Genomic DNA, 25,173 nt, shown 5'->3' with positions numbered 1-25,173 from the left:
AGCGAACCCGCGCCGCCCATGCTTGCGGAGTGGGCCTCGGCGCTCAGCATATCCCCCCGCATCGCGGAGCTGCTCTGGCATCGCGGGCAGCGCAGCAAGGAGGCCATGGACGTCTTCCTCTGCCCCGGCCTGCGCCACCTCATGCCGCCTTCCGCCATCCCGGGGCTCAGCGACGCCGCCGCAGCCCTGGCCGAAGGCCTGTCCCGGGGTAAGAAGCTGGCCGTCTGGGGCGACTACGACGTGGACGGCGTCACCTCCACGGCCCTCATGGTGGATTTCCTGCGCAGGCGCGGCGTCACTGCCGGGCACTACATTCCCGTGCGCCTGGAGGAGGGCTACGGCCTCTCCTGCGCGGGCCTGGAAAAGCTGGCCGCCTCCGGGGTGGGCATGGTGCTCACCGTGGACTGCGGCATCAGCGCCGTGGAGGAGGCCCGACGCGCCCGCGAGCTGGGGCTGGACCTCATCGTCACCGACCACCACCTGCCCGGCCCCGAGCTTCCCGAGGCCCGCGCCGTGGCCAACCCCAAGCTGGGCGACTGCCCCGGCTCCGACCTGGCCGGGGTGGGCGTGGCCTTCTTCCTGGCCTGCGCGCTCAACCGCCTGCTGCCGGGCGAGGCCCTGGACATGCGCCAGTTCCTGGACCTGGTGGCCACGGGCACCCTGGCCGACGTGGTCAGCCTCACCGGGCAGAACCGCATTCTGGTGAAGAACGGCCTGCTGCTGCTGCGCGAGGCCGCCCGGCCCGGCTTCTTCGCCCTCAAGGAGGCGGCGGGCTACTACGCCAAGGCCCCGCTGGAGGCCACCCAGGTCACCTTCGGGCTGGCCCCGCGCATCAACGCGGCGGGCAGGCTGGGCAAGGCCGACGAGGCCCTGGCCCTGCTTCTGGCCCCCGACATCGAAACCGCCAGGCCCCTGGCCGCCTCGCTGGACGCCATCAACACCCAGCGCCGCCAGGAGGAGACCGAGATATCAGCCCAGGCCATGGAGCAGGCCCAGGCCCAGGCCGGCGAGCCGGCCATGGTGCTCTACTCGCCGCAGTGGCACCAGGGCGTCATCGGCATCGTGGCCTCCCGCGTGGTGGAGAACCACTACCGCCCCGCGCTCGTCATCACGGAGGACCAGGGCAAGCTCAAAGGCTCGGGCCGCTCCATCCCGGAGGTGGATCTCTACGAGGCCCTTTCGGAGTGCAGTCACCTGCTGCTGGGCTTCGGCGGGCACCGGCAGGCCGCGGGCATGAGCCTGGCTCCCGAAAACCTGGACGCCCTGCGCGAGACCTTCCGGGCCGCCGTGCTCAAGCAGCTGGGGCCGGTGATGCCCACGCCCACCCTGCGTCTGGACGGCGAGATGCCTTTTTCCGAGGTGCACCAGGCCCTGCTCAAGGAGCTGGACCTGCTCGGCCCCTTCGGCTGCGGCAACCCTGAGCCGGTGTTCTGCTCCCCCCCGGTGGACGTGCGCAACCGGCGCGTGTTCGGGGCCAACCATGTGCTGCTGGAGGTCCGCGACCCGGGGGCCGGGGTGACGCTTCGGGCCAAGGCCTGGCGCATGGCGGAGGAGATCGGGCCGGAGGTGCAGGGCAAGCAGGTGCGCCTGGCCTTCACCCCCCGGCTGGACACCTACAACGGGCTCTGCAGCGTGGAGCTGCGCCTGAAGGATTGGGAAGGGGCCGAGGCCTCCGCCGGGTCGCGGCCGAGGGAAATGGCGCGCTAGCGCAGTCCGCCCGGACCTTGCCCGGTGTCCGCGCCCGCCCGGCATGCGCCGCGTCGGCGGCGGCAGCTGTTCGCCTGGGCGGTCCTGGAAGGGGCTCCTTGGAATTGCGGGGTTGGTTTGTCGAGTGGTGGAGGCCGGTGCCCTCCACCGGGCCGTAACAGAGCGTGTTCCTGCTCCTGGCGTTCCCTGCGGGGCGGTCTTCGGGGCAGCGGACTGCGTCCACGTCCGCGAGGTAGCAGATGTTTGATGAAGCGCCTTCCGCCCATGCCGCTCCCGAAGCAGCGGAGCAGCGGACTGAGTCCCCGTCCGCGAGTTTGCATCAGCTAGAAGCAGCGCCTCCGGTCGACGCCGCGCCCGGGGCCCCGGCCCGAATCCTCGAATCCATCCGCCTCATCGCCGCCCACTACGGGCTCTGGTTCGCCGAGGCCGTGCACCAGTTCGGGCTGGAGGGCGCGCTCCAGGCGGAACGCGCCGCCGGGGACGCCGCCGTGGGGCTGGCTTTGAGCAGGCTCGGCGGCGGGGCCAACCCCTTCGAGGGCTGGGCCCCCGAGAGCCTCCACCAGATGGAGGAGAGCCTCTCCAAGTTCTGGCTGGGCATGGACGGCGTCTGGTTCCAGGCCGTTGAGGGCCTCGCCGGCATGGACGGGGCCAAGCGGGTCAACGACACCTGCTGGGCCCGCTTCGCCCCCCTGGAGGCGGTGCGCATCAAGTCGCTGCTGGGCATCCCGCCGGGAGCCGACCCCCTGGACGCTCTGGAGGCCTGCCTGCGCCAGCGCTTCAACTCCCGCGTGAACTCGGTGCTGATGGAGCGGGAGCCGGGCGCGCTGGTCCTGCGCGTGACCAGCTGCCGCGTCCAGGCCGCCAGGCGGCGCAAGCACCTGCCGGACTACCCCTGCCGCTCGGCGGGCGTCACGGAATACGAGGGCTTCGCCCGGGCCGTGGACCCGCGCATCAGAACCCGCTGCCTGGCCTGCCCGCCGGACCCGTTGCCCGAGGGCGAGTACTGCTCCTGGCGTTTCAGCCTGGATTGATCCCGGAGCGACCATGATCGACAAGATGCTCTCATTCACGCGCGCCATCTTCCAGGAGATGGACCCCGAGGCGCTGCAGAAGCGCTTCCTGGAAGGGCTGCTGGCCACGCAGCGCGTGGAGCGCGGCTCGCTCTGGGTGCGGCGCGGGGAGCAGATCGTCTGCATCGAGGCCGCCGGGGACCAGAGCGAGGCCGTGCTGGGCGTGGCCATCCCGGCGGACAGGCCCAGCATCGTGGGCTGGGTCATCGCCAACGCGCGCATGACCACCTCCCGCCCCGGGGCCGACCCGCGCCACTACGCCGAGATGGAGCAAGGGCTGGCCGTGAAGAGCAGCCTGATCCTGTGCTTCCCGCTGATCCTCTCCAGCGGGGAGGTCTACGGCGCGGTGGAGCTCATCGACACTTCCGAGCGCGGGGCCAGGCTCAACCTGGACGAGGATTACCTGGAACTGCTCTCCTCCCTGGTGGCGGTGGGCTCGGTGGCCCTGGGCCAGGCCCTGGCCTTCGAGTCCAAGAGCAGGGAGTGCCACGGGCTCAAGCAGGCGCTGGACAGGTACCGGTCTCAGCCGCCCATAGTGGGGAGCTCCCCGGCGGTGCGCGAGGCCCTGGCCAAGACCGCCGCCTACGCCAGGACGGACTTTCCCGTGCTCATCACCGGCGAATCCGGCACAGGCAAGGAGCTCTTCGCCCAGGCCATCCACCAGGCCAGCGAGCGGCGCGCCAGGCCCTTCCTGGTGCAGAACTGCTCCTGCCTGCCGGACGGCCTGCTGGAGAGCGAGCTGTTCGGCTGCCGCAAGGGCGCGTTCACCGGGGCGGACCGCGACCGGGCGGGGCTGTTCGAGGCGGCCGACGGCGGCACCGTGTTCCTGGACGAGATCGGCGACATGCCCGCCCCCTTGCAGGCCAAGATCCTGCGGGTGCTTCAGAGCGGAGAGGTCAAGCCCCTGGGCGCGGCCACGGCCCGCACGGTGGACGTGCGCATCGTCTCGGCCACCAACCGCGACCTGGCCGCCGCCATGGCCGCCGGGGACTTCCGGGAAGACCTCTACTACCGCCTGAACGTCCTTCCCTTGCACCTGCCGCCCCTGCGCGAGCGCCCCGAGGACGTGCCCTCGCTGCTGGAGTACTTCCTCAAGCGCGACAGCCTGCGCCTGGGGCTGGGGGGGCGTCGAGTCGCGCCCGAAGCCCTGGCGGCGCTTTCGGCCTGGCCCTGGAGGGGCAACATCCGGGAGATGGAGAATCTGGTGAAGTACCTGCTCACCGTGGCCGAGGGGCCGGTGATCGCCCTTGCGGACCTGCCCGCCCAGTTCCATCCGGTTGACGGGCCGGTTGCCGGGCCGATTGCCGGGCCGATTGCCGGTCCGATTGGAGGTCCGTCTGGCGGCGGGGCAGTTTGCCCGGAAGGTTGCCAGACAGGCGGACCCTCCGGGCTGGAGCCCACCCCGGGCGAATCAGCCGCGCCCCTGGCCGGGCGCACCTGGGAAGAGCTGGAGCGCGCCTACGCCCTGGAACTGCTTAAGGCTACGCACTGGAACGTCTCCAGGGCGGCCAAGCGCGCCGGGCTCAACCGCTCCACCTTCGATTCCAGGCTCAAGAAGCTCGGCATCGCCAAGTCCTGACCGTTCCCCCCCCGATTCCCGCGACAATTCGTTTCGCGTTTAAATCCGTTGAATCAAGGCTCCGAAATGGTGTAACCGGAATGATGGCGTTCCGGACTGTGTTTCATCGCGGCCGGGCGACTCGGGGTTCCGGCCGCACGAAACAACAGCAACCAGACGGGAGACATCCATGAACGTATCGCACCGTGCATTCGCCGCCTTGTCGGCCCTGGCCGTGGCCGCCGCCCTGATTCTGGGGGGCGCGGGGGCCTCGCAGGCCTACGAGCGCAACACCACCGTCACCGGCTCCGGCGGCAAGGCCGTCACCAAACGGGTGACCGGCTCCAAGACGGCCGACGGCTACACCCGCTCCGCGACCACCACCGGCCCAAACGGCAAGAGTGTGGAGAAGGACTCCTCGGGCAGTTGGGATAGCTCCACCAAAACCTGGACCAAGGACAAATCCGTGACCGGTCCTGGCGGCCAGACAAAATCCTGGCGGAAGCAGACCACGGTCACCCAGTAACCGGCAAAACGAAACGCCCGCGCCCGGAGGCTCCCCCCGGGCGCGGGTTCGTGTCGTCAGGGAGAAACGCCGCCCATGGAAACCATGACGCAACGCATTTGCGCCGCCCTCGCGGTGGGCCTGTGCTGGGGGCTGCTGGCCATGATCCTCGTCGGGGACATGGTGCGCGCCAGGGAATAGGCCCTCCCGGGCGAAAATACCCTCCGCCTCAGCCGCGCGCCCTGGTCAGGTCGTCGAAGATGGTCAGGGCCGCCGTGCCGCCCTGGCCCACGGCGGTGACGATCTGGCGCACGCCGCCCGTCACGTCGCCCGCGGCGTAAACCTTGGGCACGCTGGTGCGCATCTGCCCGTCCACCTTGATGTCGCCCCCCTCGGTCAGTTCGCAGCCCAGCATCACGGCCACGTCCGTGTTGGGCGTCTCCCCGATGGCCACGAACACGCCGTCGGCCTCCATGTCCTTGGTTGCATCCGACCCGGCGCAGCGCAGCCTGGCCCCGGTCACCTTGGAATCCCCCAGGACCCTCTCCACAGTGCAGCCGAAGTGCACGGGCACGCCCTCGCGGGTCACGGAATCCACGAGGTGCTTCTCGGCCCGGAAGGTGTCGCGGCGGTGCACGATGGCCACGTCCACGGCGAGGTTCTTGAGGTAGAGCGCGTCCGTGAGGGCCGTGTTGCCCCCGCCCACCACCAGCACCTTGCGCCCTTTGTAGAGGTAGCCGTCGCAGGTGGCGCAGTAGCTCACACCGTGGCCGAAGAACTCCTCCTCGCCGGGAACGCCCAGCTTCTTCCAGGTGGCCCCGGTGGCCAGGAGCAGGGTTTTGGCCTCGATCTTGAGCGTGGAGGTCCGCGCGCTGAAACCTTCGGGCGTGGCGGTGAGCTCCTGGGGCTCCTCCTGGATGATCTCGCAGTACTGCCTGGCCTGGGCGGCCATGATCTCGATGAGCGCCAGCCCAGCCACGTTGACGTAGCCTGGGTAGTTCTCCACCACGGGCGTCAGCGACACCTGCCCGCCGAGCATGCCGCGTTCCAGGATCAGGGTGGAAAGCCCGGCCCTCCCGGCGTAGATGCCCGCCGTGAGTCCGGCCGGGCCGGCCCCCAGGATCAGGCAGTCCACGCGCAGCGTCTCGCCCGGAGCGTGGACGTGTGAGGTGACGGCCTGCTCCGAAGCCTGGAGCGTTATCAGCTCCTCCACGAAGCGGGCCTCGGGCTCCATGCCCAGCACCGAAAGCTTCTCGTTGAACACGGTCTGGGGCACGCTGCCCACGTTGTAGCGCAGGCCCAGCTCCGTGATCTGGCTGGTCTCGACGCACCAGGCTTCAATCAGGTCCGGGCGCTCCACGGCGCAGCGCATGGCGTTGACCACCTGGCCCGGGCAATAGGGGCAGGTGGGGGTGACGAACACCTTGGCGCTGCGGGGCTCCTCCAGCTTTGCCAGCCTGGCCTTGGATTCGTCCGTGAGGCCGGAACTGCGCCTGGAGGCCAGGAGCACCGCCTCCAGGAAACTGCGGCCTTCCTCCCCGATGGGCGCGCCCACGAAGCGCAGGCGGTACCGCTCGGGCTCCACCAGCAGGGTGGGGGAGTAGGTGACGCCATGGGCCTGGGCCGCCTCGTCGCCTAGAGCGTGGCGGTGCAGGGTGATCTTGTCCGAGAGGTGGACCACGTCGTCCAGAAAACGCAGCAGGAACTCGTTGTAGAGGTCGCTCACGCCTTTCTGGGTGAAGACGTGCAGGTTCACAGGCTCCTGCATCTCGCGGAAGATGGTGCCGAGCTGCTCCCGGCTCTTTTCCGGCAGGTACCAGGTGTGTTCTTGATGTTCTTCGGGCATGGGGTGCTTCCTGTCCGTCAGGGCGGAGATTATTTTATTGAGGATGTTCATGGCTATGGTTGGCAGATACCCTTTTACCAGCCCTTTGCTCAACCCTCTTTTCTTTTGCCCTGGGCGCGGGTAGACGCTGGGGCAGCATCTCCAAGGAGAAAAGCCATGAGCACAGACAAACCCGGCATCGAAACCCTGGCCCTGCACGCCGGGCAGTCCCCCGACTGCCAGACGCGCTCCAGGGCGGTGCCCATCTACCAGACCACGTCCTACACCTTCCGCGACACCGAGCATGCGGCCAACCTCTTCGGCCTCAAGGAGCCCGGCTACATATATTCAAGGATCATGAACCCCACCAACGAGGTGCTGGAGAACCGGCTGGCCGCCATGCACGGCGGATCGGCCGGGCTGTGCTTCGCCTCGGGCATGGCCGCCATCTTCGCCGCCGTGACCACCATCACCCAGGCGGGGCAGAACTTCGTCACCGGCTCCAACCTCTACGGCGGCACGGTGACGCTCTTCGCCCACACCCTGAAGCGGTTCGGCATCGAGGCCCGCTTCGTGGACACCTCCGACCCGGCCGCCGTGGCCCGGGCCATCGATTCCAACACCCGGCTGGTCTACACCGAATCCATCGGCAACCCGCGCTGCAACGTGGACGACATGGAGGCCCTGGCCGCCGTGGCCCACGAGCACGGCCTGCCCCTGGTGGTGGACAACACCGTGGCCCCGCCGCCCATTTTCAACCCCTTCGACTTCGGGGCCGACATCTGCGTCTATTCCCTGACCAAGATCATCGGCGGCCACGGCAACTCCATCGGCGGGGCCATCGTGGAGAAGGGCGGCTTCGACTGGGCCCAGGGCGGAAAATTCCCCGAGATCACCGAGCCGGACCCCACCTACCACGGCGTGAACTTCTTCAAGAGCTTCTGCGGGCTGGAGGAGGGCGCGCTCAAGTGCATGGCCTTCACCCTCAAGGCGCGCTGCGGCATGCTGCGCGACACCGGGGCCTGCCTCGCGCCGCTCAACGCCTTCCTGATCCTGCAAGGGGTGGAGACCCTGCCCCTGCGCGCCCGGGCCCACTGCGAGAACGCCCTGGCCGTGGCCAGGTTCTTAAGCGCCCACCCCGCGGTGAGCTTCGTGAACTACGCGGGCCTGCCCGGCCACAAGGACCACGAGCGCGCCGCGCGCTACTTCCCCCTGGGGCCCGGCGCGGTGTTCGGCTTCGGGGTCAAGGGCGGGCTGGCGGCCGGCGCGAAGTTCATCGATTCGGTGAAGCTCTGTTCGCACCTGGCCAACATCCTGGACGCCAAGACCCTGGTGATACATCCGGCCAGCACCACGCACTCCCAGCTCACCCCGCAGGAGCAGCTGGACGCGGGCGTCAGCCCGGACCTGGTGCGCATCTCCGTGGGCCTGGAGTCCGCCAAGGACATCATCGCCGACCTCGACCAGGCCCTCGCGGCGAGCCAGGCGTGAAGCACGAAGGATTCGCAAGGCCCAAGAAGAGCCTGGGGCAGAACTTCCTGGCGGACCCCAACGTGGCCCGCAAGATCGTGGCCGCGTTGGGCGTTCGACCGGGCGACACCGTGCTCGAGATCGGGCCGGGGCGCGGCGCGCTGACCGAGCACCTGCTGGAGAGCGGCGCGGCGCAGGTGCTGGCCCTGGAGAAGGACAGGGACCTGGCCCCGGCGCTCAAGGCCCGCTGGCCGGAGCTGGAGGTGGTCAACGCCGACGCCCTGCGCTTCGACTGGGAACGCCTGGACCGGCTGCCCGGCATCCGCGTGGTGGGCAACCTGCCCTACAACGTGGCCTCGCCCATCATGTGGGACCTGGCCAGCCAGGCAGCCCGCTTCGCCCGGGCCGTGTTCATGGTGCAGTGGGAAGTCGCCCAGCGCATCGCGGCCGTGCCGCGCAACCGCGACTACGGGGGGCTCTCCGTGTGGCTGCAGAGCCACGTGGAGGCGCATGTGCTCTTCAAGGTGGGGCCGGGTGTGTTCCACCCCAGGCCCAAGGTTGATTCGGCCGTGGTGGGCTTCACGCCCCTGCCTGCGGAACAGCGCCCGGCAAAGCCGCAAATGCTCTCGGCCTTCATCAAGCGCATATTCAGCCAGCGCCGCAAGCAGCTGGGCTCCATCCTGGGAAAAAGCCTGGGAGACCCCGCCCGGGCCTACCTGGAGGCCCAGGGCCTCTCGCCAGTTTGCCGCCCGGAGGAGCTCTCCCCGGGGCAGATCGCCGGGCTGATGGAGACCGTCGGAGTAGAGGATTTCCGATGACGGAGGTCAAAACTGCCCCGATTGGCGCAAATGTTGGGCAGGAGTAAGGAAAACAGGGCCTTCCCCCTGGACATCGCCTTGCTATTGCTATAAGGCTGACCAGTCTTCCGCCGGAACGCCAAGCCCCCGCAACCTGCGCCGGGCGCGGGTTTTGGCGGTTGCAAACCGAAAACCGCCCATGCTAGTCACGATACGTCTGCTGCGTATCGAAACAGAACCCGAGGAGGAGAGGACCGATGACGAAGGCTGATCTGGTAGTCAAAATCGCTGAGAAGGCCGGCATCACCAAGGCCAACGCCGAACGCGCCCTGAACGCCTTCCTGGAGGCCGTTGAGGCCACCCTGGTTGCCGATGGCAAGCTCACCCTGACTGGCTTTGGCACCTTCATGGTTGAAGAGCGCCAGGCCCGCACCGGCCGCAACCCCCGCACCGGCGCCGAGATCAAGATCCCCGCTTCCAAGGTGGTCAAGTTCCGCCCCGGCAAGCTGCTCAAAGACTCCGTGAAATAACTTTCGGGGGTGAAAGGGCATGCCGCCCCTTGAACGCGGCATGAACCTCTCCTTCGTGCCTCTCGTTATGAGCCGGTGAGCGTCTGCGGCAGGCAAGCCTGCTGGATGGTGGGACATCCGACGCAAGCCGGTTGCCGATCAGCCAGAGAGGGCGCGCGAATTCCAACCGCCCGGCAGAGATGCCGGGCGGTTTCGTTTTGCGGGCGCTACCCCGAAATAGTGCTTGCTCCTTTGTGGAAGCCGGGCTATTGGGCCTGGGTTACGCGTTGAGAAATTCCATGGGCGTCCGGCCAGCGGCCGGACCGAGAGAGGGGGTGATTTCTTTGCCCGGTGTTTACCTTGAAGAGTCCGACAACTTCGACATCTCCCTGCGTCGTTTCAAGAAGCAGGTCGAGAAGGCCGGCATCCTCTCCGAGCTGAAAAAGCGTCAGCATTACGAGAAGCCCAGCGTCATGCGCAAGAAGAAGAAGGCGGCAGCCCGCAAGCGCCTGCTCAAGAAGATGCGCAAGATCAACCAGATGTAGTGATGAATCTGCAAGAACAGATAGAGAAGGACTTTCTTTCGGCCTACAAGGCCAAGGAAGAGGTTCGGGTGGCCGTCTTGAGAATGCTCAAGACGGCCATCAAGAACCGCCAGGTGGAGCTTTTGCGCCCGCTCACCGACGAGGAGATCCTCGAAGTGATCGGGAGGCAGGTCAAGCAACGCCTGGAGTCCATCGAGCAGTTCCGCCAGGGCGGCCGCGCGGCCATGGCCGAGCGCGAGGAGGCCGAACTGGCCGTCCTCAAGGCCTACATGCCCACCCAGCTCACCCCCGAGGAGACGGCAGCCGCCGTCGACGCCGCCATCGCCGAGACCGGCGCTTCCGGCCCCAAGGAGATGGGCAAGGTGATGCAGGCGGTGATGGCCCGTTTCAAGGGCCGTATCGACGGCAAGGCCGTAAGCGAAATCGTCAAAGCCAGACTCAGCTCGTAGCCTCGCCTTCGCGAAGCGAGCCGAACCCTGTTCCAGAGGGCCGAGCATGTCCGTTGGCGAGTTGTTTCCCCATTTCCCCGCATCGCCGCCGCATTGCGCCCTTCTGGGCGTTTCGGCCTCCGCTGCATCCTCCCGGCCCGCGCGCCGCATGAACCTCCACCAGGAATCGGCCCGCCCCGGGCGGGGCCGCATCCGCTCAAGCGGCATCATCACATGGAACAGCGCACGCTGACCCAACTCGAATTTTCCAAGGTCCTCGGGCATCTGGCCCGCCTTGCCGTCTCCGAATCCGGGGGCAGGGCCTGCCTTGACGTGGCCCCGCTGGGCAACCCCGGCGAGCTGGCCGCCGCGCAGGAGCTCCTGCGCCAGGGCGCGGCCTGCGTGGCCGACACGGGCCTGCGCCTGCAGTCCTTCCCGCCGCTTGAGGGCGTGTTCCACTATCTATCCCAGGCCCACCGCACCCTGGACGCCGACGGCCTCTGGGCCGTGCGCGAGGTGCTCGACGCGGTGCAAGCCCTGCGCGAGCGCTTCGAGAATCAGCCCGCAAACCCCCGCTGGCCGCTGCTGGCCGAATCCGTGCTGGCCAGGCCCTGGCCCTCGCGGCTGCACCCGGCGCTGAAGCGCTGCCTGGCCAAGGACGGCGGCCTGCGCGACGAGGCTTCGCCCGAGCTGTTCTCCGTCCGGCAGGAGATCAGGCGCATCCACCAGCGCTGCACTTCCCAGGTGAAGGACTTCGTGGCCAAGGAGGGCCTCGCCCTGTTCCTGCAGGACGACTACATGACCATCTCCTCCGACCGCTACGTCCTGCCGCTCAAATCCAACTTCAAGGGCCGCATCCAGGGAATCATCCACGACTACTCCCAGACCGGCGAGACCTGCTACGTGGAGCCGCTCTTCCTGGTGGAGATCAACAACCGCCTCCAGGAGCTCAAGAACGAGGAGCGCGAGGAGGAGCAGAAAGTCCTCCAGTTCCTCACCGGGCTGGCCCGCGCCGAGGAGGACGCCCTGCGCGCCGCCTACGCCGTGGCCGTGGAGACCGACGTGCTCCTGGCCAAGGCCGCCCTGGGCTCGCTCATGGACGGCTGCGTGCCCGAGGTGGGAGGGGAGGGCTCCGTGGAGCTATTCGCCGCGCGCCACCCCTTGCTGGCCCTCACCGAGGCGGGGAAAGCAAAACCTCTGGACATCCTGCTCAAGCCGGACCAGCGCGCGCTCATCATCAGCGGCGCCAACGCCTCGGGCAAGACGGTCTGCCTGAAGACCCTGGGCCTGTGCGCGCTCATGGCCCTCTCCGGCCTGCCCCTGCCCGCGCGCGAGGGCAGCCGCCTGCCGTTCTGGAGCAAGGTCTACGTGTTCATGGGCGACGAGCAGAGCCTGGAAGACCATCTTTCGACCTTCACGGCCCAGATCAGCCACCTGAGTCGGGCCTGGGGCGCGCTGGGCGCGGACAGCCTGGTGCTGCTGGACGAGTTCGGCGCCGGCACCGACCCCTCCCAGGGAGCTGCGCTGGCTCAGGCCGTGGTGGACAAACTCATGGAGAAGGGATCCTTCGTGGCCGCGGCCACGCATTTCCCCGCGCTCAAGGCCTACGGCCTGACCAAGCCGGGCGTGCGCTCGGCCTCCATGCTCTTCGACCCCAAGACCAAGAAGCCCGTGTTCGTGCTGGCCTACGACCAGGTGGGCGCTTCCGTGGCCCTGGACGTGGCCCGGGAGTGCGGCCTGGCCGAAGACATACTGGACCAGGCCCAGAAATACCTGCTCATGGGCGGGGAGGACTCGGCCCGCCTGTTCGACCGGCTCAACGAGCTGGCCCTGACCCGCGAGCGCGAACTGGAAGATCTCTCCAAGGAGCGGCTCAAGCTGGAGCAGCGCCGCCGCACCCTGGCCGAGAGCTTCGAGAAGGAGCGCCGCAAGCTCCTGGACGAGCTGCGCACCCAGGCCCGCACCCTCATGAACGAGGCCCAGAAGGACAAGATCAGCCGCAAGCAGGCCCTCAAGGAGCTGGCGCAGACCCGAAAGTCCGTGGAAGGCCTGGGCCTGGAGCCAGCCGATGCCGCCCCCGCGCCCGCCTGGGCCTGGGAGGACGTGGCCGTGGGCGCATCCGTGAGCCTCAAGGGCTGGGACAAGGCCGGCATCGTGCGCGAGAAGGATGAGAAGCGCCGCGCCCTCAAGCTGGACATGGGCGGCGTGAGCCTTTGGGCTCCCTTCGAGGACGTTTCGCCCCCCAGCGGGATGGCGGCGGTCAAGGCCAAGGCGGCCTCCGGCGCCATGTCCGGCGCTGGCCCCGCCGTGGTCAAGGAGGCCCCTGGCGCGCCGTCCGGCCCCTTCCTCACGCTGGACCTGCGCGGCATGCGCGCCGACGAGGCCCTGGGCGAACTGGCCGCCTTCCTGGACAAGGCCATTCTGCGCGGGGTTCACGGGCTGGAGATCATCCACGGGCGCGGCACCGGGGCGCTGCGCCGCGAGGTGCACGGCATGCTCAAGGACTTTCCCTCCGTGGCCTCGTTCTCCCTCGCGCCGGAAGACAGGGGCGGCGACGGCATGACCCTGGTGGAGCTGAAATAATGTGGCAGGCGGGGACTTGCTCCCCGCGGAAACGGACTTACCTAGGGCACAACCGGAAACACCGAGGATCATGAAGAACGATCCCCGTGCCATACAGGCCGTCAAGTCCAGGCTGAACATAGCCGATATAGCCAGGCGTTACGTGGAGCTGCGAAACGTCGGCGGACGGCTTGTGGGCCCATGTCCCTTCCACAACGAAACCAAGGGTTCTTTCAACGTCCACCCCGACAAGGGCTTTTTCCACTGCTTCGGCTGCCAGGCCTCGGGGGACGTGATTGATTTTTACTGCCGCATCAACGGCCTGGATTTCCGGGAGGGCTTGGAGCAGCTGGCGCACGAGGCCGGAGTCCAACTGGCGGAGTTCAAGCCCGACCCCCAGGAGGAGGCCAGGCGCAGGCAGCGTCAGGCCGCGGCAGAAATGCACTCCCTGGCGCGGGACTTTTATCGGGATTGCCTGTATGGACCCCCTGGAGGCGCGGCGCGCGCTTACCTGGAACAGCGCGGCGTGAGCCCGGAAATGGCCGAGCGCTTCCAGCTGGGCTATGCGCCGGACGATTTTCACTCCCTGGAGCGGCTGTTTCGCCCCAAGGGCTACCGCTCGGCCGATGCCGTGGCCTCGGGCCTACTGATAGAGAACGAGGGCGGGCGCGTCTGGGACAGATTTCGGGGGCGGCTCATGTTCCCCATCCACGAGGTCTCCGGCAAGGTGGTGGCCTTCGGCGGGCGGGTGATGGGCGAGGGCGACCCCAAGTATTTGAACAGCTCCGATTCGGTGATCTACAAGAAGGGCGAGCACCTCTACGGCCTGTACCAGGCCAGGGCCAACCTGGCCCGCGCCGGGCGGGTGCTGCTCACCGAGGGCTACCTGGACGTCATCGCCCTGCATCAGCACGGCTTCACCGAGGCCGTGGGAGTGCTCGGCACGGCGCTCACGGCGCAGCAGGTCAAGCGGCTGACCGGGTTCACCCGGCAGGTGACGCTTGTTTTCGACGGCGACGCCGCGGGCGAGAAGGCCGCCCTGCGCAGCGCCCGGATGCTCCTGCTGCAAGGCGCGGAGTGCCGCGTGGCCCTGCTGCCCCACGGGGAGGACGCCGACAGCCTGCTCAAGAGCGGCGGGGCCGAGGCCTTCAAGGCCTGCCTGGACCAGGCCCGCGAAGGGCTGGATTTCTGCCTAGCCACCGTGCGCAGAGCGGCCTCCCCCAAGGACGCGGTGGACTGGGCTCTTGAATTTCTGGCCGAGCTGCCCTCCGACGGGCTGCGTGCGGCCATGCTCACCCGGCTGGCCCACGGCCTGGGCCTGGGCGAGCATGAACTGCGCGGGCTTCACGCCACGCGCCCAGCGGCCGGAAAGCGGCGGGAAGCACCCGACCAGCCGGCCAAGCCCATGAGCTCCGAGGCCAAAAAGGACGCTCAAGTATTGGAATTCGCCATCCGCAGCCCGGCCCACATCCCGGAGCTGGAACGGATGAACATCTTCGAGACCCTGGCCACGGACAGAGCCAGGGCCTTTTGGCGTCTTCTCTTCCGGTACGGCCAGTACGACGTGCTGCCCTACCTGGACGACAGGCAGAAGAGCTTCTGGGGACAATGCGCCAGCAAGCCGCCCCTCAGCGAGGAGGAGGCGCGCCACTGGTGGGAAGACATATCGGCACACAGCCAGCGGGTCAGGGTGGAGGAGCGCAAGCGCGGGCTCATCGAGTCCATGCGCGACGCCAGGGACAGGGGCGACTTCGAGGAAGAGAAGCGCCTGATGGCCGCCTTAAGTGATCTAGTGGGGAGGAATCAGTGAGCAATATCAAGGAAATCCAGCAGATAAAAACCCTTATCGCCAAAGGTAAGGAAAAAGGCTTCCTCACTTTCGAAGAGGTCAACAAGGCGCTGCCCACGGAGCTGACCGCCAATCCGGATCAGGTGGAGGAGGTCATTTCGATCTTCGACTCCATGGACATCGCCATCGTGGACTCCGAGAAGGAGATGCGCAAGATCGAGGTGATGCCCTCCGAAGGCGACGAAGCCCCGGAGCCGGAGCTCGAGCTCACCGAGAGCGAGGATGCGCTGGACTACTCCGCGCGCTCCACGGACCCGGTGCGCATGTACCTGCGGGAGATGGGCGCCGTGCCCCTGCTGGACCGCGACGGCGAAGTGACCATCGCCAAGAAGATCGAAAACGGCGAGATGGACGTGCTCTACGCCCTGGTCGAGGTTCCCGTGGCCCTGGAGGAGCTCATCCAGGTCGGCGAGGATCTCAAGATCGGGCGCATCAAGCTCAAGGACGTGGTCAAGACCATCGAGGAGGACGACCCCTCCGAAGACGAGATGAACCAGCGCTCCCGCGTCATCCTGCTGCTCGACGAGCTCAAGGCCATCTTCAAGAAGCGCCGCAAGATCTACACCAAGCTCGACTCCTGCGCCAGCCTGGAGCGCCGCGTGGCGGGCGTGCAGCGCGAGATCGTGGCCTTCAAGGACGAGGTGGTCAACCGCCTGCGCGACATCAAGCTGGAGAAGACCCTCATCGACCGGGTCATCGAGACCGTCGAGGACTACGTCCGCCAGATGCACAACTGCCAGCGCGACCTCTCGGCCTACCTGCTCTCCACCGGCAAGACCCAGGTGGAGATCCAGACCATCTTCAAGCAGATGGAGGCCCGCGAGATCAACCCCATGGTGGCCGCCGAGAGCCTCTCCATGACCGTGGACGAGGTCTTCTCCTTCAAGGAGATGATCCTGGCCAAGATGGAGATCCTCACCCGCCTGCAGGACAAGTGCTGCCACCACGTCTCCGACCTGGAGGAGGTGCTCTGGCGCATCAAGCGCGGCAACAACGCCGCCGCCCGCGCCAAGCAGGAGCTCATCCGCGCCAACCTGCGCCTGGTTGTCTCCATCGCCAAGAAGTACACCAACCGCGGCCTGCAGTTCCTGGACCTGATCCAGGAGGGCAACATCGGCCTGATGAAGGCCGTGGACAAGTTCGAGTACCAGCGGGGCTACAAGTTCTCCACCTACGCCACGTGGTGGATCAGGCAGGCCATCACCCGCGCCATCGCGGACCAGGCCCGCACCATCCGCATCCCCGTGCACATGATCGAGACCATCAACAAGCTCATCCGCACCTCGCGCTACCTGGTGCAGGAGCTCGGCCGCGACCCCACCCCCGAGGAGATCGCGGAGCGCATGGACTACCCGCTGGAGAAGGTGAAGAAGGTTCTCAAGATCGCAAAGGAGCCGATTTCGCTGGAGACGCCCATCGGCGACGAGGAAGATTCCAGCCTGGGCGATTTCATCGAGGACAAGAAGGCCCTGGCCCCCGCCGAGGAAGTGGTCAACACCAAGCTCACCGAGCAGATCGCCCGGGTGCTGTCGGATTTGACCCCCAGGGAGGAGCAGGTGCTCAGGAAACGCTTCGGCATCGGCGAGAAGAGCGACCACACCCTGGAAGAAGTGGGCAAGCTGTTCAACGTCACCCGCGAGCGTATCAGGCAGATCGAAGCCAAGGCGCTCAGGAAGCTGAGGCACCCGGTGAGGAGCCAGCACTTGAGGAGCTACTACGAGAGCTAGGAAGTAAGGGCTGGAGGGTTAGAAGCCTCCGGCGGCCAAAGGGAGTGCCTCCCTTTGGAATCCCATATTGAAAGCCCCGGGCGGTAACACCGCCCGGGGCTTTTGTTGGTTGGCTCAAATGGAGGGATCATTGATGTCACATCCAAACAAAGCAGGCACGTGAGAAAAACCTGCGAAAAGAGAACAATAAAATCTGTGGCAACCCTCCAACAGTCTGAATGCATGACCATTATTGCTGGATTCGCAAATGATGACTGGAGGTATCGGGGAGTTTGTGATGAATCCGGTGAAAATGTTTATGACTCGTTGCTTCGCGCTGAAACTTTCGTTTTCATGAAAAATACCTATATTTTTTGATCTTAAGTATAATGGCTCTACATCATTAATTAGAATCAGCTTGGTTTCTCTGGATACAGTGGAAGGTATGTCAGTGATAAAACTAGGCTGTCTAGGTTTAAAGTGATGCATACCTGCCTCAAACCACCATTCATCTGGAAATTCAACCTCAAGGTCGTGGTGAAAGCATTTCATGCTGTATCCAAGCGTTAGGTGTTTGGACCCAGTTGCTATCTCTCTCCCCTCCTAAACTGATCCTGCACCTCCCTCACTTCCTTGGGCAGCAGCATCCGCATCTTCAGCCCCGCGAACAACCATGCCGCGCGCCGCTCCAGCGGCCACTTCCCGTACTCCTTGACCATTTCCTCATCCGGTTCGTGGTAGAAGCCCACAAGGGGCTTTTCTTCTTTCACTCGTCGCCCTCCAACTTCCGTAGCGCTTCCACATCGCAGATATCCTGCCGCCTCGGGGAGCCGAGCTTCGTAGCGATCAGATCCTTCCGGGAGATGAGCGGCACCGTGGTCGAGCCGAACGGGACGTTCATCCCCCTGGCCGCAAGTTCTTCGAACGGCGCGGGCGTGTCGATCATGACGTCCACCTCGGCCATGGGCTGGCTGGGGTGCATGAAGGTGTAGGCCAGAAGGTTCTTGTCCCGCTTCCACTGTTCGCGGGTGGTTTCGTCGGCCAGACCGGCCGCCGGTACGGGCAGCCTCGGCACGTATCCGAGTCCTTCGAGCAGAGCGGTGAGCCGCTCCAGATTCTCCCGCTCGAACAAGACAATGAGGTCCACGTCGAAGGTCATGCGCGGCAGACCATGGAAATTCACGGCCACCCCGCCGGTGAGCAGGTAGCGGATTCCGGCCTCGTTCAAGGCCTTGAAGAGCCCTTCGTAGTCGAGTTGCATGGCCCCTGGATAACCCAAAGCGTAGCGGTACGCTACGTCTCCGGCCCGGTTTCCACGGGCATGCCACGCCAGGGCTGACAGGTCCGCGTGTAACCCCGGGCGCAATTCCGTAGACTCCCTATGCAACCGCCTGGCGTCAGCCGCGCGGCAACCATCAGGAGGACCACCCAATGCGCTTCAGCATGAAATTCATCGCTTTCGCTTTCCTGCTCTTGTCCAGCACCGCCGCCTTCGCCCAGACAGCCGACCGCCATCCCCTGTTCGACCGCATGGACGCCAACAAGGACGGCTATCTCACCAAGGACGAGGTGCAGAAGCAGTTCCCCAAGTTCACCGACGAGATGTTCCAGCAGGCCGACACCAACCACGACGGCAAGCTCACCGTGGCCGAGTGGCAGGCCTTCGCCCGCGCCAAGCGCGCCGAGCGCAAGGGTGGCTTGATGTAGCCACCGCGCTTGCCCGCACCGGGGCGGCCTGCTATTAAGGTGGCGTCGAGCCATGTTCGCCGGATGGCCCAGGCCGTCCGGCTTTTTTTCGCCGCGAGCGGCGTCACCTGGTACGTGTTCCGGGCCTCCAGATAAGAGGCCCGTGCTGGAGGAAGAGCAGTGAAGAGGATAGCAGCAATAGCGTTGTTGGCGATGGTGGCGGCCCTGGCCGCGCAGGGCGTCTGGGCTCAGATGCCGAACCAGCGCCCCGGCCCCGCCAAGGCGGCCCCGGGCCAGCAGCCCGACAAGGATCACCCCAAGCCGCAGCTGTTCCAGCGCATGGATGAGAACGGCGACGGCCAGCTCACTCTGGAGGAGGTCCGCAAGGCTTTCCCCGGCTTCTCCGAGGAGCAGTTCAAGCGCGCCGACACCAACGGCGACGGCAAGCTCAGCAAGGACGAGTGGCAGGCCCACGTGACGGGCATGCGTTCCGACCCCCAGAACAGGGCCGCGCCCACCGCGCCAGCGCAATAATCGCCTGCCGGGCGTGCGGCCCGGCGAATAGGCACGCCCACCGGCCCGGCGCAAAGCTACACGGGATTCAAAAGGGAGGAACTCCCTTTTGCCGCCGGAGGCCTCTCCAACCCGAACCTACCGCTATGTAAGGGAGATGCCTCCGGCGGCCAGAGAGGGCGCCGCCCTCTCTGGACTCTCCCGCGAGAGGGAGTTCCTCCCTCTCGACTCCCTTACGGCTTCGCGCGCTGAGGCGGGCCTCAGAGCGTTCTGAAGATCGCCCCGTAGATGGGCTTGGTCATCTCCAGCGGCAGGGCCGAGGCCCAGTGCCCCGTTGCCTCGGCGATCAGCCAGGCCGCCAGGATCACCCCCGCAGTCCCCAACCCCAGCCAGCGCCAGGAAATCGTTTTCCCCATCGCCCGCACTTCAAGCGCCCCTGGCTCGGGGCAGGCCCCTACGCACTGCGCGCAGCCGATGCACTCGGGCGCGCGCACGTCCGTCTTGCGCCGGATCAGGATGCCCGAGGGGCAGGCCCGCTCGCAGCGCCCGCATTTGGTGCACGGGCCGTCGTCGCGGCGGACGGCCGTGGGGCCGAACAGGGCCGCGAGACCGAGCAGCGCGCCGTACGGACAGAGCCAGCGGCACCAGACGTTGCGCGCCAGCAGGGTGCCCACGGCCAGGACGCCCAGCACGATCAGCGTGGTGGGCGAGGGCGCCAGGAAGAAACGCAGCATGGAGGCGTCCGCCGCGATGTTGTGCTCGCCCATGAGGTAGCCGCGCATGGCCATGAGCGGCATGGAGAGGAAGAAGTACAGGCAGGCCGCCAGCAGCACGAACTTGAGCTGGCGCGCGGCCAGGTCCAGCCATCGCGGCCCAGCGCCGCCGAAGCCCAGGCGCTTGCCCAGGCCGCTCAACAGGTCGGAGGCCAGGCCCACCGGACAGATGAAGGCGCAGAAGCCCTTGCGAAGGAGCAAGGAGGCGAGCAGAGCGGCCATCAGGATGGTCAGCCCGGCCGGGTGCACCGGGTCGAACAGGCCGGTGAACAGGTAGAACTTCAGAGCCATCACGGCGCTGATGGGCAGGAAGCCTTCGGCCACGGGCGGCCGGGCCACGAAGGCGCCGCTTTGCCCGGCGGCCCACATGCAGAAGAGGTAGAGCCGGACTCCGGCCAGCAGGCAGATGGCCGTGAACAGGTATTGGAGCAGCCGCCGCAGGAACAGGGGGGTAAGGCGTGAGGTCATAACGCTGGACGTCCTGTGATGTGACTTGCGCGGAGCGGGGCGGATGCGCCCGAGCCGCGCCGCAGCCTATGGCACCGAACCGCGGCGCTGTCGAGTCGGCACGCCGACACTTCGCATGGCTAGCGATGCAGCTTGTTGCGGAGCGCGAAGCCCTGCCGGGAAGATGCGAGGCGTTCATAAGAGCGCCATTGACAGTGCCCCCGCCAGACTTAAATCCAATCCTGACGGTAAAGTTCAGCGGGCATGGCGGAATCCGTCTGAAACTAGACCGCAAAGGTATGATATTTTGTTTCACCATACAAAAATGAAACAACTTCCGCCGTACCCCTAAGCGGAACGGCGTTTCCAGAATACGGCAAACCCTGACCGAATCCCGGTATATCTAGCTTCCCGGGCATGCCCTACAGGAGTGTAGCGTCTAGTATTTTCAAAACGCATGAGCATGCAAAAATGTACTTTTTTGCCCGCCAGGCCTCGATTTTAAAAAATGAGAGTTCTATCTAGCTGAAATGGTGGTGTTTATTTAACTTGACGAAACTGCCAATAATTTTCATTGTCCACTTCCCACTTTTTTCAGCCCCGGCCACCAGCCGGGGGCGTCTCAGAGGCCCGCAGCCGAGCAGGGGGAGCGGGCCGGGTAAGCCGAACCACCGGCCCCAATACCCCTCTAAAACGTTTCAGAAGAGGTGACCGACTTGGCCTTCGCTCCCATCAACAAGAACTACCACGACTTCTTCGTCGTCCGGGACAAGGACGCCTGCATCAACTGCCAGGTGTGCGTGCGCCAGTGCTCATACGGAGTGCACTACTGGGATGAAGCCAGGCAGTGCGTGCGCCACGACAACACCAAGTGCATCGGTTGCCACCGCTGCGAGGCGTATTGCCCGACCCAGGCGCTGCTCATCCAGGAGAAGCCCTCCAACTTCAAACCCAACGCCCTCTGGCGGCCCGTGTTCATCAAGAACGTCTACAAGCAGGCCGACTCCGGCGGCGTTCTCCTGGCGGGCATGGGCTCCCCGGTGGACATCCCCGTCTACTGGGACAAGCTCCTGCTCGACGCCAGCCAGGTGACCAACCCCTCCATCGACCCCCTGCGCGAGCCGATGGAGCTGCGCACCTACCTGGGCTCCAAGCCCACGCGCCTGGAATTCGAGACCACCCCCGAAGGCCCCAGGTTGAAGACCCCCACCAAGCCGAACATCAAGCTGAACATACCCATCATGTTCTCGGCCATGAGCTTCGGCTCCATCAACTTCAACCTGCACGTGGCCATGGCCCGCGCCGCCACGGAAGTGGGCACCTATTACAACACCGGTGAGGGCGGCCTGCACGAGAGCCTCTACAAGTACGGCCCCAACACCATCGTCCAGGTCGCGTCCGGCCGCTTCGGCGTGCACAGCGACTACCTGAACGCCGGCGCCGCCATCGAGATCAAGATCGGCCAGGGCGCCAAGCCCGGCATCGGCGGGCACCTGCCCGGCGAGAAGATCAACGCCATGGTCTCCGAGACGCGCATGGTGCCCCTGGGCTCCGACGCTATCTCCCCGGCCCCGCACCACGACATCTACTCCATCGAGGATCTGCATCAGCTCATCTACGCCCTCAAGGAAGCCAGCGACTACAAGAAGCCCGTCTCCGTGAAGATCGCGGCCGTGCACAACGTGGCCGCCATCGCCTCGGGCGTGGTGCGCGCTGGCGCGGACATCGTGGCCATCGACGGCATGCGCGGCGGCACGGGCGCGGCCCCGGCCATGATCCGCGACAACGTGGGCATCCCCATCGAGTTGGCCCTGGCCTCGGTCGACCAGCGCCTGCGCGACGAGGGCATCCGCAACGACGCCTCCGTGGTCGTGGCGGGCGGCACCCGCTGCTCCGCCGACGTCATCAAGGCCATCGCCCTGGGCGCGGACGCCGTGTACATCGCCACCGCCGCCCTGCTGGCCGTGGGCTGCACGCTGTGCGCCCGCTGCTACACCGGCAAGTGCCCCTGGGGCATCGCCACCAACGATCCCTACCTGGCCAAGCGCCAGAACCCCGATATCGCGGCCAAGAAGATGGCCAACCTGATGAAGGCCTGGGCCCACGAAATCGAGGAGATGCTCGGCGGCATGGGGCTCAACTCCATCGAGTCCCTGCGCGGCAACCGCGACAAACTGCGCGCCGTCGGCCTGAGCCAGAGCGAGATGGACATCCTGGGTGTGAAGCCCGCCGGGAGATAGGCCATGAAGAAGATATACCCCAACAAGGCGGTCTGCATCGGCTGCCACCTCTGCGAAGTGGCCTGCGTCACCGCGCACTCCAAGTCCAAGGACATCATCCTGGCCCACAACGTGGAGAAGGCCCAGGAAGGCCTGGCCCCCAGGCGCAACGTGGCCCAGGAGGGCCCGGTGTGCGTGGCCCTCTCCTGCCGCCACTGCGAGGAGCCCATGTGCGTGGCCGCCTGCATCTCCGGCGCGCTGACCAAAAACCCGGAGACCGGGCGCTGCGAGTACAACGAAGAGCAGTGCGTGGGCTGCTGGTCCTGCCTGATGGCCTGCCCGTTCGGCTCCATCCGCAGGCACCCGGTGAAGGAAAAGATCATCAAGTGCGACTTGTGCGCCGGGCGCGACATGCCCGCCTGCGTGGAAGCGTGCCCCAACGCCGGCCTCATCTACGAAGATCGCGGCAAGGACTAAGCGGAGAATTGCGATGAAATACGTGATTGTGGGCAACGGCGTGGCCAGCGTGGGCGCCATCGAGGGCATCCGCAGGGCTGATCCCGACGGGGAGATTCTGGTCATCTCCGAGGAGAGCACCCCCACCTACGGCCGCCCGCTCATCTCCTACCTGCTGGCGGGAAAGATCGGCCCCGAGCGCATGCCGCTTCGGCCCATCACCTTCTACGACAAGTTCAAGGTGAAGATGGCTCTCGGCTCCAAGGTGGTCTCCCTCGACGCCAAGGCCAAGACCGTCTCCACCGACGACGGCAACACCCATCCCTACGACAAGCTGCTGCTGGCCACCGGCGGCGTGCCCTTCGTGCCGCCCCTGCCGGGCAAGGACGGCTCCGGGGTCTACAGCTTCACCACCCTGGCCAACGCCGAGACCCTGGTCGACGTGGCCAAGAACTGCAAGACGGCCGTGGTCGTCGGCGGCGGCCTCATCGGCCTCAAGGCCGCCGAGGCCCTGCATGATCGCGGCGTGAAGGTCTCCATCGTGGAGCTGGCCCCCCGCGTGCTCTCCGCCGCCTTCGACGACAAGGCGGGCGGCCTGGTTGCCAAGCGCCTGGCCGAGGTGGGCATCGACGTGCACTGCGGCACCCAGGCCACCGAGATCAAGCGCGACGAGTCCGGCACCATCGTGGGCGTGCACCTCAAGGACGGCTCCTTCCTGCCCGCCCAGGCCGTGGTCATCGCCATCGGCGTGGTGCCCGCCGCCGCCCTGGCCAAGGACGCCGGAATCAAGGTGGACCGCGGCGTGGTCGTGGACGAGAGGCTGGCCTCCTCCGACCCGGCGGTGTTCGCCGCCGGCGACGTGGCCCAGGCCAAGGACCTCATCCTCGACGACAACCGCGTGGTGCCCATCTGGCCCAACGCCTTCAACCAGGGCTTCTACGCCGGCAAGAACATGGCCGGGGCGGACAGCCCCTACCTGGGCGGCCTGGCCATGAACTCCATCGCCTTCTACGGCCTGCCCACCGTGAGCGTGGGCATCGTCAACCCGGCCCCGGGCGAGGCTGGCATCGAGCTCTCCGAGACCCTGGACGAGGAGAACGCCACCTACCGCAAGCTCGTCTTCAAGGACGGCAAGCTCGTGGGTTACGTGCTGGTTGGCGACATCGATAACGCCGGGCTCTACACCGGTTTCATCCGGTTCAAGTTCCCCCTGGACGCCGACACCAAGGCCAAGCTCGTCTCGGGCTGCCCCTCCATCCTGCAGTGGCCGGAAGGCTTCTTTGACGAGAAGTTCAACCCGGTCGGCGCGCAAGAGATCGTTTAAGGAGACCACAAGCCAATGAAGGCTCCCTTCAGATATTACGACTTCCAGAAGGACATCTCGGGCTGCGGCGTCTTCGGCGTCATCAACACCAAGCGCGAGCTGATCCCCGGCGACATGCCCATCAAGGCCATGTGCACCATGCACGACCGCGGCAACGGCCTCGGCGGCGGCTTCGCGGCCTACGGCATCTACCCGGACATGGCCGACAAGTACGCCTTCCACATCATGTGCGACACCCAGGACGGGTTGGACAGGGCCGAGGAGATCATCAAGTCGTTCTTCACGGTGCACGAGTCCCAGCCGATTCCGACCAAGCGCACCCCGGTCATCAAGAACCCGCCCATCGTGTGGCGCTACTTCCTGACCCCCAAGCAGGGCGTGGACCGGCCCCAGTGGCGCTCCCTGGAGGAACAGGACTTCGTGGTCAACGTCATCATGGAGATCAACTCCAAGACGCCGGCCTTCGTGTTCTCCTCCGGCAGGAACATGGGCGCGTTCAAGGGCATCGGCTTCCCCGAGGACATCGCCGAGTTCTTCCGCCTGGACGAATACAGCGCCTACATCTGGACCGGGCACAACCGCTTCCCCACGAACACCCCGGGCCAGTGGCACGGCGCGCACCCCTTCACCCTGCTGGACTGGTCCGTGGTGCACAACGGCGAGATCAGCTCCTACGGCATCAACATGCGCTACCTCTGCGAGCACGACTACAAGTGCACGCTGATGACCGACACCGAAGTGGTGGCCTATGAGCTGGACATGCTGGTGCGCAAGCACGGCCTGTCGCTGCAGATGGCCAGCAAGGTCTTCGCCCCGCCGTTCTGGGACGAGATCGACCGCATGCCCGAGGCCGAGAAGAAGGTCTACGAGACCCTGCGCATGGTCTACGGCTCCGCGCTGCTCAACGGCCCCTTCGCCATCCTGGTTTCGGACGGCACCTGCCTGATGGGCCTCAACGACCGCATCAAGCTCCGTCCGCTGATCGTGGCCGAGCACGGCAACAACGTCTACATGTCCAGCGAGGAATCCTCCATCCGCGAGGTGGACCGCGTGCTGGACAACGTGTGGGCCCCCAAGGCGGGCGAGCCCGTCATCGTGAAGCTGGAAGAGTAGGCGGGATCAAGAGAAGAATCGGGGGAAACCTTTTGTGAACAAAAGGTTTCCCCCGAACCCCCTTCCAAAAAACTTCAATAGGCTTCGCGCCGCTCCCGGCTCAATTTGCCG

Annotated in this window: 22 protein-coding genes; 18 read left to right on the top strand and 4 right to left on the bottom strand. The window is 66.2% G+C overall.

From position 1 onward, the window contains the following. Window positions 1–18 precede the first annotated feature (18 nt). The 4 genes from recJ to MLE27_RS06130 all read left to right on the top strand — a co-directional run bounded on the left by recJ (window position 19) and on the right by MLE27_RS06130 (window position 4,861). The gene (recJ, locus tag MLE27_RS06145) at window positions 19–1,707 is read left to right on the top strand and encodes a single-stranded-DNA-specific exonuclease RecJ (RefSeq protein ID WP_243311313.1); all 1,689 of its coding nucleotides are present in this window, start codon (window positions 19–21) and stop codon (window positions 1,705–1,707) included. Window positions 1,708–2,021: 314 nt separating this feature from the next. After that, window positions 2,022–2,738 carry a DUF6125 family protein gene (locus MLE27_RS06140; RefSeq protein WP_243311155.1) on the top strand — a complete coding sequence of 239 codons (717 nt, stop codon included), beginning with the start codon at window positions 2,022–2,024 and terminating at the stop codon, window positions 2,736–2,738. 13 nt (window positions 2,739–2,751) lie between these two features. Continuing rightward, on the top strand, window positions 2,752–4,356 hold the full coding sequence (locus tag MLE27_RS06135; protein WP_243311153.1) for a sigma 54-interacting transcriptional regulator: 1,605 nt from the start codon (window positions 2,752–2,754) through the stop codon (window positions 4,354–4,356). Between the two features lie 169 nt (window positions 4,357–4,525). Continuing rightward, window positions 4,526–4,861, top strand: a complete 336-nt coding sequence (locus MLE27_RS06130; RefSeq protein WP_243311152.1) for a hypothetical protein — start codon at window positions 4,526–4,528, stop codon at window positions 4,859–4,861. A gap of 208 nt (window positions 4,862–5,069) precedes the next feature. Here MLE27_RS06130 and MLE27_RS06125 read toward each other — a convergent pair whose 3' ends face one another. Further along, window positions 5,070–6,686, bottom strand: a complete 1,617-nt coding sequence (locus tag MLE27_RS06125) for an FAD-dependent oxidoreductase (RefSeq protein ID WP_243311150.1) — start codon at window positions 6,684–6,686, stop codon at window positions 5,070–5,072. A 156-nt stretch (window positions 6,687–6,842) separates the two neighbouring features. Between MLE27_RS06125 and MLE27_RS06120 the strand changes: the two genes are divergently transcribed. The 8 genes from MLE27_RS06120 (at window position 6,843) to rpoD (ending at window position 16,552) form a co-directional block, all read left to right on the top strand. Beyond that, entirely contained in the window at window positions 6,843–8,156 is a 1,314-nt protein-coding gene (locus MLE27_RS06120) for an O-acetylhomoserine aminocarboxypropyltransferase/cysteine synthase family protein (protein ID WP_243311148.1), read from the top strand. After that, complete coding sequence (gene rsmA / locus MLE27_RS06115; protein WP_243311146.1) at window positions 8,153–8,953, top strand: 16S rRNA (adenine(1518)-N(6)/adenine(1519)-N(6))-dimethyltransferase RsmA; 801 nt, start codon at window positions 8,153–8,155, stop codon at window positions 8,951–8,953. Before MLE27_RS06120 ends, rsmA begins: the two co-directional genes overlap by 4 nt. A gap of 236 nt (window positions 8,954–9,189) precedes the next feature. Next, window positions 9,190–9,462, top strand: a complete 273-nt coding sequence (locus tag MLE27_RS06110; protein WP_243311144.1) for an HU family DNA-binding protein — start codon at window positions 9,190–9,192, stop codon at window positions 9,460–9,462. A gap of 323 nt (window positions 9,463–9,785) precedes the next feature. Beyond that, window positions 9,786–9,986: a 30S ribosomal protein S21 gene (rpsU, locus tag MLE27_RS06105; RefSeq protein ID WP_173081155.1), complete on the top strand. Its 201-nt coding sequence runs from the start codon at window positions 9,786–9,788 to the stop codon at window positions 9,984–9,986. Between the two features lie 2 nt (window positions 9,987–9,988). Then, window positions 9,989–10,435, top strand: a complete 447-nt coding sequence (locus MLE27_RS06100) for a GatB/YqeY domain-containing protein (RefSeq protein WP_243311140.1) — start codon at window positions 9,989–9,991, stop codon at window positions 10,433–10,435. A gap of 213 nt (window positions 10,436–10,648) precedes the next feature. Continuing rightward, window positions 10,649–12,997, top strand: coding sequence for an endonuclease MutS2 (locus MLE27_RS06095; protein WP_243311136.1), 2,349 nt, complete (start codon window positions 10,649–10,651; stop codon window positions 12,995–12,997). 70 nt (window positions 12,998–13,067) lie between these two features. Further along, window positions 13,068–14,786: a DNA primase gene (gene dnaG, locus MLE27_RS06090; protein WP_243311135.1), complete on the top strand. Its 1,719-nt coding sequence runs from the start codon at window positions 13,068–13,070 to the stop codon at window positions 14,784–14,786. Beyond that, the gene (gene rpoD, locus MLE27_RS06085; protein WP_243311134.1) at window positions 14,783–16,552 is read left to right on the top strand and encodes an RNA polymerase sigma factor RpoD; all 1,770 of its coding nucleotides are present in this window, start codon (window positions 14,783–14,785) and stop codon (window positions 16,550–16,552) included. Before dnaG ends, rpoD begins: the two co-directional genes overlap by 4 nt. 566 nt (window positions 16,553–17,118) lie before the next feature. Here rpoD and MLE27_RS06080 read toward each other — a convergent pair. Then, window positions 17,119–17,301 carry a hypothetical protein gene (locus MLE27_RS06080; RefSeq protein WP_243311133.1) on the bottom strand — a complete coding sequence of 61 codons (183 nt, stop codon included), beginning with the start codon at window positions 17,299–17,301 and terminating at the stop codon, window positions 17,119–17,121. Further along, a complete protein-coding gene (locus MLE27_RS06075) occupies window positions 17,298–17,792 on the bottom strand; it encodes a nucleotidyl transferase AbiEii/AbiGii toxin family protein (protein ID WP_243311132.1) in 495 nt (164 codons plus the stop codon). Before MLE27_RS06075 ends, MLE27_RS06080 begins: the two co-directional genes overlap by 4 nt. 170 nt (window positions 17,793–17,962) lie before the next feature. On the opposite strand from MLE27_RS06075, the gene MLE27_RS06070 reads away from it, so the two are divergent. Beyond that, entirely contained in the window at window positions 17,963–18,238 is a 276-nt protein-coding gene (locus MLE27_RS06070; protein ID WP_243311131.1) for an EF-hand domain-containing protein, read from the top strand. A gap of 159 nt (window positions 18,239–18,397) precedes the next feature. Next, entirely contained in the window at window positions 18,398–18,751 is a 354-nt protein-coding gene (locus MLE27_RS06065; protein WP_243311130.1) for an EF-hand domain-containing protein, read from the top strand. Window positions 18,752–18,990: 239 nt separating this feature from the next. On the opposite strand, the gene MLE27_RS06060 is transcribed toward MLE27_RS06065, so the two are convergent. Next, window positions 18,991–19,971 (bottom strand): 4Fe-4S binding protein, encoded by a 981-nt coding sequence (locus tag MLE27_RS06060; protein ID WP_243311129.1) that lies wholly within the window; start codon window positions 19,969–19,971, stop codon window positions 18,991–18,993. A gap of 695 nt (window positions 19,972–20,666) precedes the next feature. Here MLE27_RS06060 and MLE27_RS06055 point away from each other — a divergent pair. The 4 genes from MLE27_RS06055 to MLE27_RS06040 are packed head-to-tail and all read left to right on the top strand — an operon-like array spanning window position 20,667 to window position 25,062. After that, window positions 20,667–22,190, top strand: coding sequence for a glutamate synthase-related protein (locus tag MLE27_RS06055; protein ID WP_243311127.1), 1,524 nt, complete (start codon window positions 20,667–20,669; stop codon window positions 22,188–22,190). A gap of 3 nt (window positions 22,191–22,193) precedes the next feature. Next, the gene (locus MLE27_RS06050) at window positions 22,194–22,646 is read left to right on the top strand and encodes a 4Fe-4S dicluster domain-containing protein (RefSeq protein WP_243311126.1); all 453 of its coding nucleotides are present in this window, start codon (window positions 22,194–22,196) and stop codon (window positions 22,644–22,646) included. A gap of 13 nt (window positions 22,647–22,659) precedes the next feature. Further along, entirely contained in the window at window positions 22,660–23,949 is a 1,290-nt protein-coding gene (locus tag MLE27_RS06045; RefSeq protein ID WP_243311123.1) for an NAD(P)/FAD-dependent oxidoreductase, read from the top strand. 15 nt (window positions 23,950–23,964) lie between these two features. After that, a complete protein-coding gene (locus MLE27_RS06040; RefSeq protein WP_243311122.1) occupies window positions 23,965–25,062 on the top strand; it encodes a class II glutamine amidotransferase in 1,098 nt (365 codons plus the stop codon). The last annotated feature ends 111 nt before the right edge of the window (window positions 25,063–25,173 follow it).

Source organism: Fundidesulfovibrio agrisoli, assembly GCF_022808715.1.
Taxonomy (GTDB): Bacteria; Desulfobacterota; Desulfovibrionia; order Desulfovibrionales; family Desulfovibrionaceae; genus Fundidesulfovibrio; species Fundidesulfovibrio agrisoli.
Note: the sequence above shows the minus strand (reverse complement) of the source record. Positions and strands in the feature narration are given on the sequence as shown.

Coding starts and splice junctions, on each gene's coding strand:
- recJ (WP_243311313.1), top strand. CDS start 19: ATGCTTGCGGAGTGGGCCTCGGCGCTCAGCATATCCCCCCGCATCGCG.
- MLE27_RS06135 (WP_243311153.1), top strand. CDS start 2,752: ATGATCGACAAGATGCTCTCATTCACGCGCGCCATCTTCCAGGAGATG.
- MLE27_RS06130 (WP_243311152.1), top strand. CDS start 4,526: ATGAACGTATCGCACCGTGCATTCGCCGCCTTGTCGGCCCTGGCCGTG.
- MLE27_RS06125 (WP_243311150.1), bottom strand. CDS start 6,686: ATGCCCGAAGAACATCAAGAACACACCTGGTACCTGCCGGAAAAGAGC.
- MLE27_RS06120 (WP_243311148.1), top strand. CDS start 6,843: ATGAGCACAGACAAACCCGGCATCGAAACCCTGGCCCTGCACGCCGGG.
- MLE27_RS06110 (WP_243311144.1), top strand. CDS start 9,190: ATGACGAAGGCTGATCTGGTAGTCAAAATCGCTGAGAAGGCCGGCATC.
- MLE27_RS06100 (WP_243311140.1), top strand. CDS start 9,989: ATGAATCTGCAAGAACAGATAGAGAAGGACTTTCTTTCGGCCTACAAG.
- MLE27_RS06095 (WP_243311136.1), top strand. CDS start 10,649: ATGGAACAGCGCACGCTGACCCAACTCGAATTTTCCAAGGTCCTCGGG.
- dnaG (WP_243311135.1), top strand. CDS start 13,068: ATGAAGAACGATCCCCGTGCCATACAGGCCGTCAAGTCCAGGCTGAAC.
- MLE27_RS06075 (WP_243311132.1), bottom strand. CDS start 17,792: ATGCAACTCGACTACGAAGGGCTCTTCAAGGCCTTGAACGAGGCCGGA.
- MLE27_RS06070 (WP_243311131.1), top strand. CDS start 17,963: ATGCGCTTCAGCATGAAATTCATCGCTTTCGCTTTCCTGCTCTTGTCC.
- MLE27_RS06060 (WP_243311129.1), bottom strand. CDS start 19,971: ATGACCTCACGCCTTACCCCCCTGTTCCTGCGGCGGCTGCTCCAATAC.
- MLE27_RS06050 (WP_243311126.1), top strand. CDS start 22,194: ATGAAGAAGATATACCCCAACAAGGCGGTCTGCATCGGCTGCCACCTC.
- MLE27_RS06045 (WP_243311123.1), top strand. CDS start 22,660: ATGAAATACGTGATTGTGGGCAACGGCGTGGCCAGCGTGGGCGCCATC.
- MLE27_RS06040 (WP_243311122.1), top strand. CDS start 23,965: ATGAAGGCTCCCTTCAGATATTACGACTTCCAGAAGGACATCTCGGGC.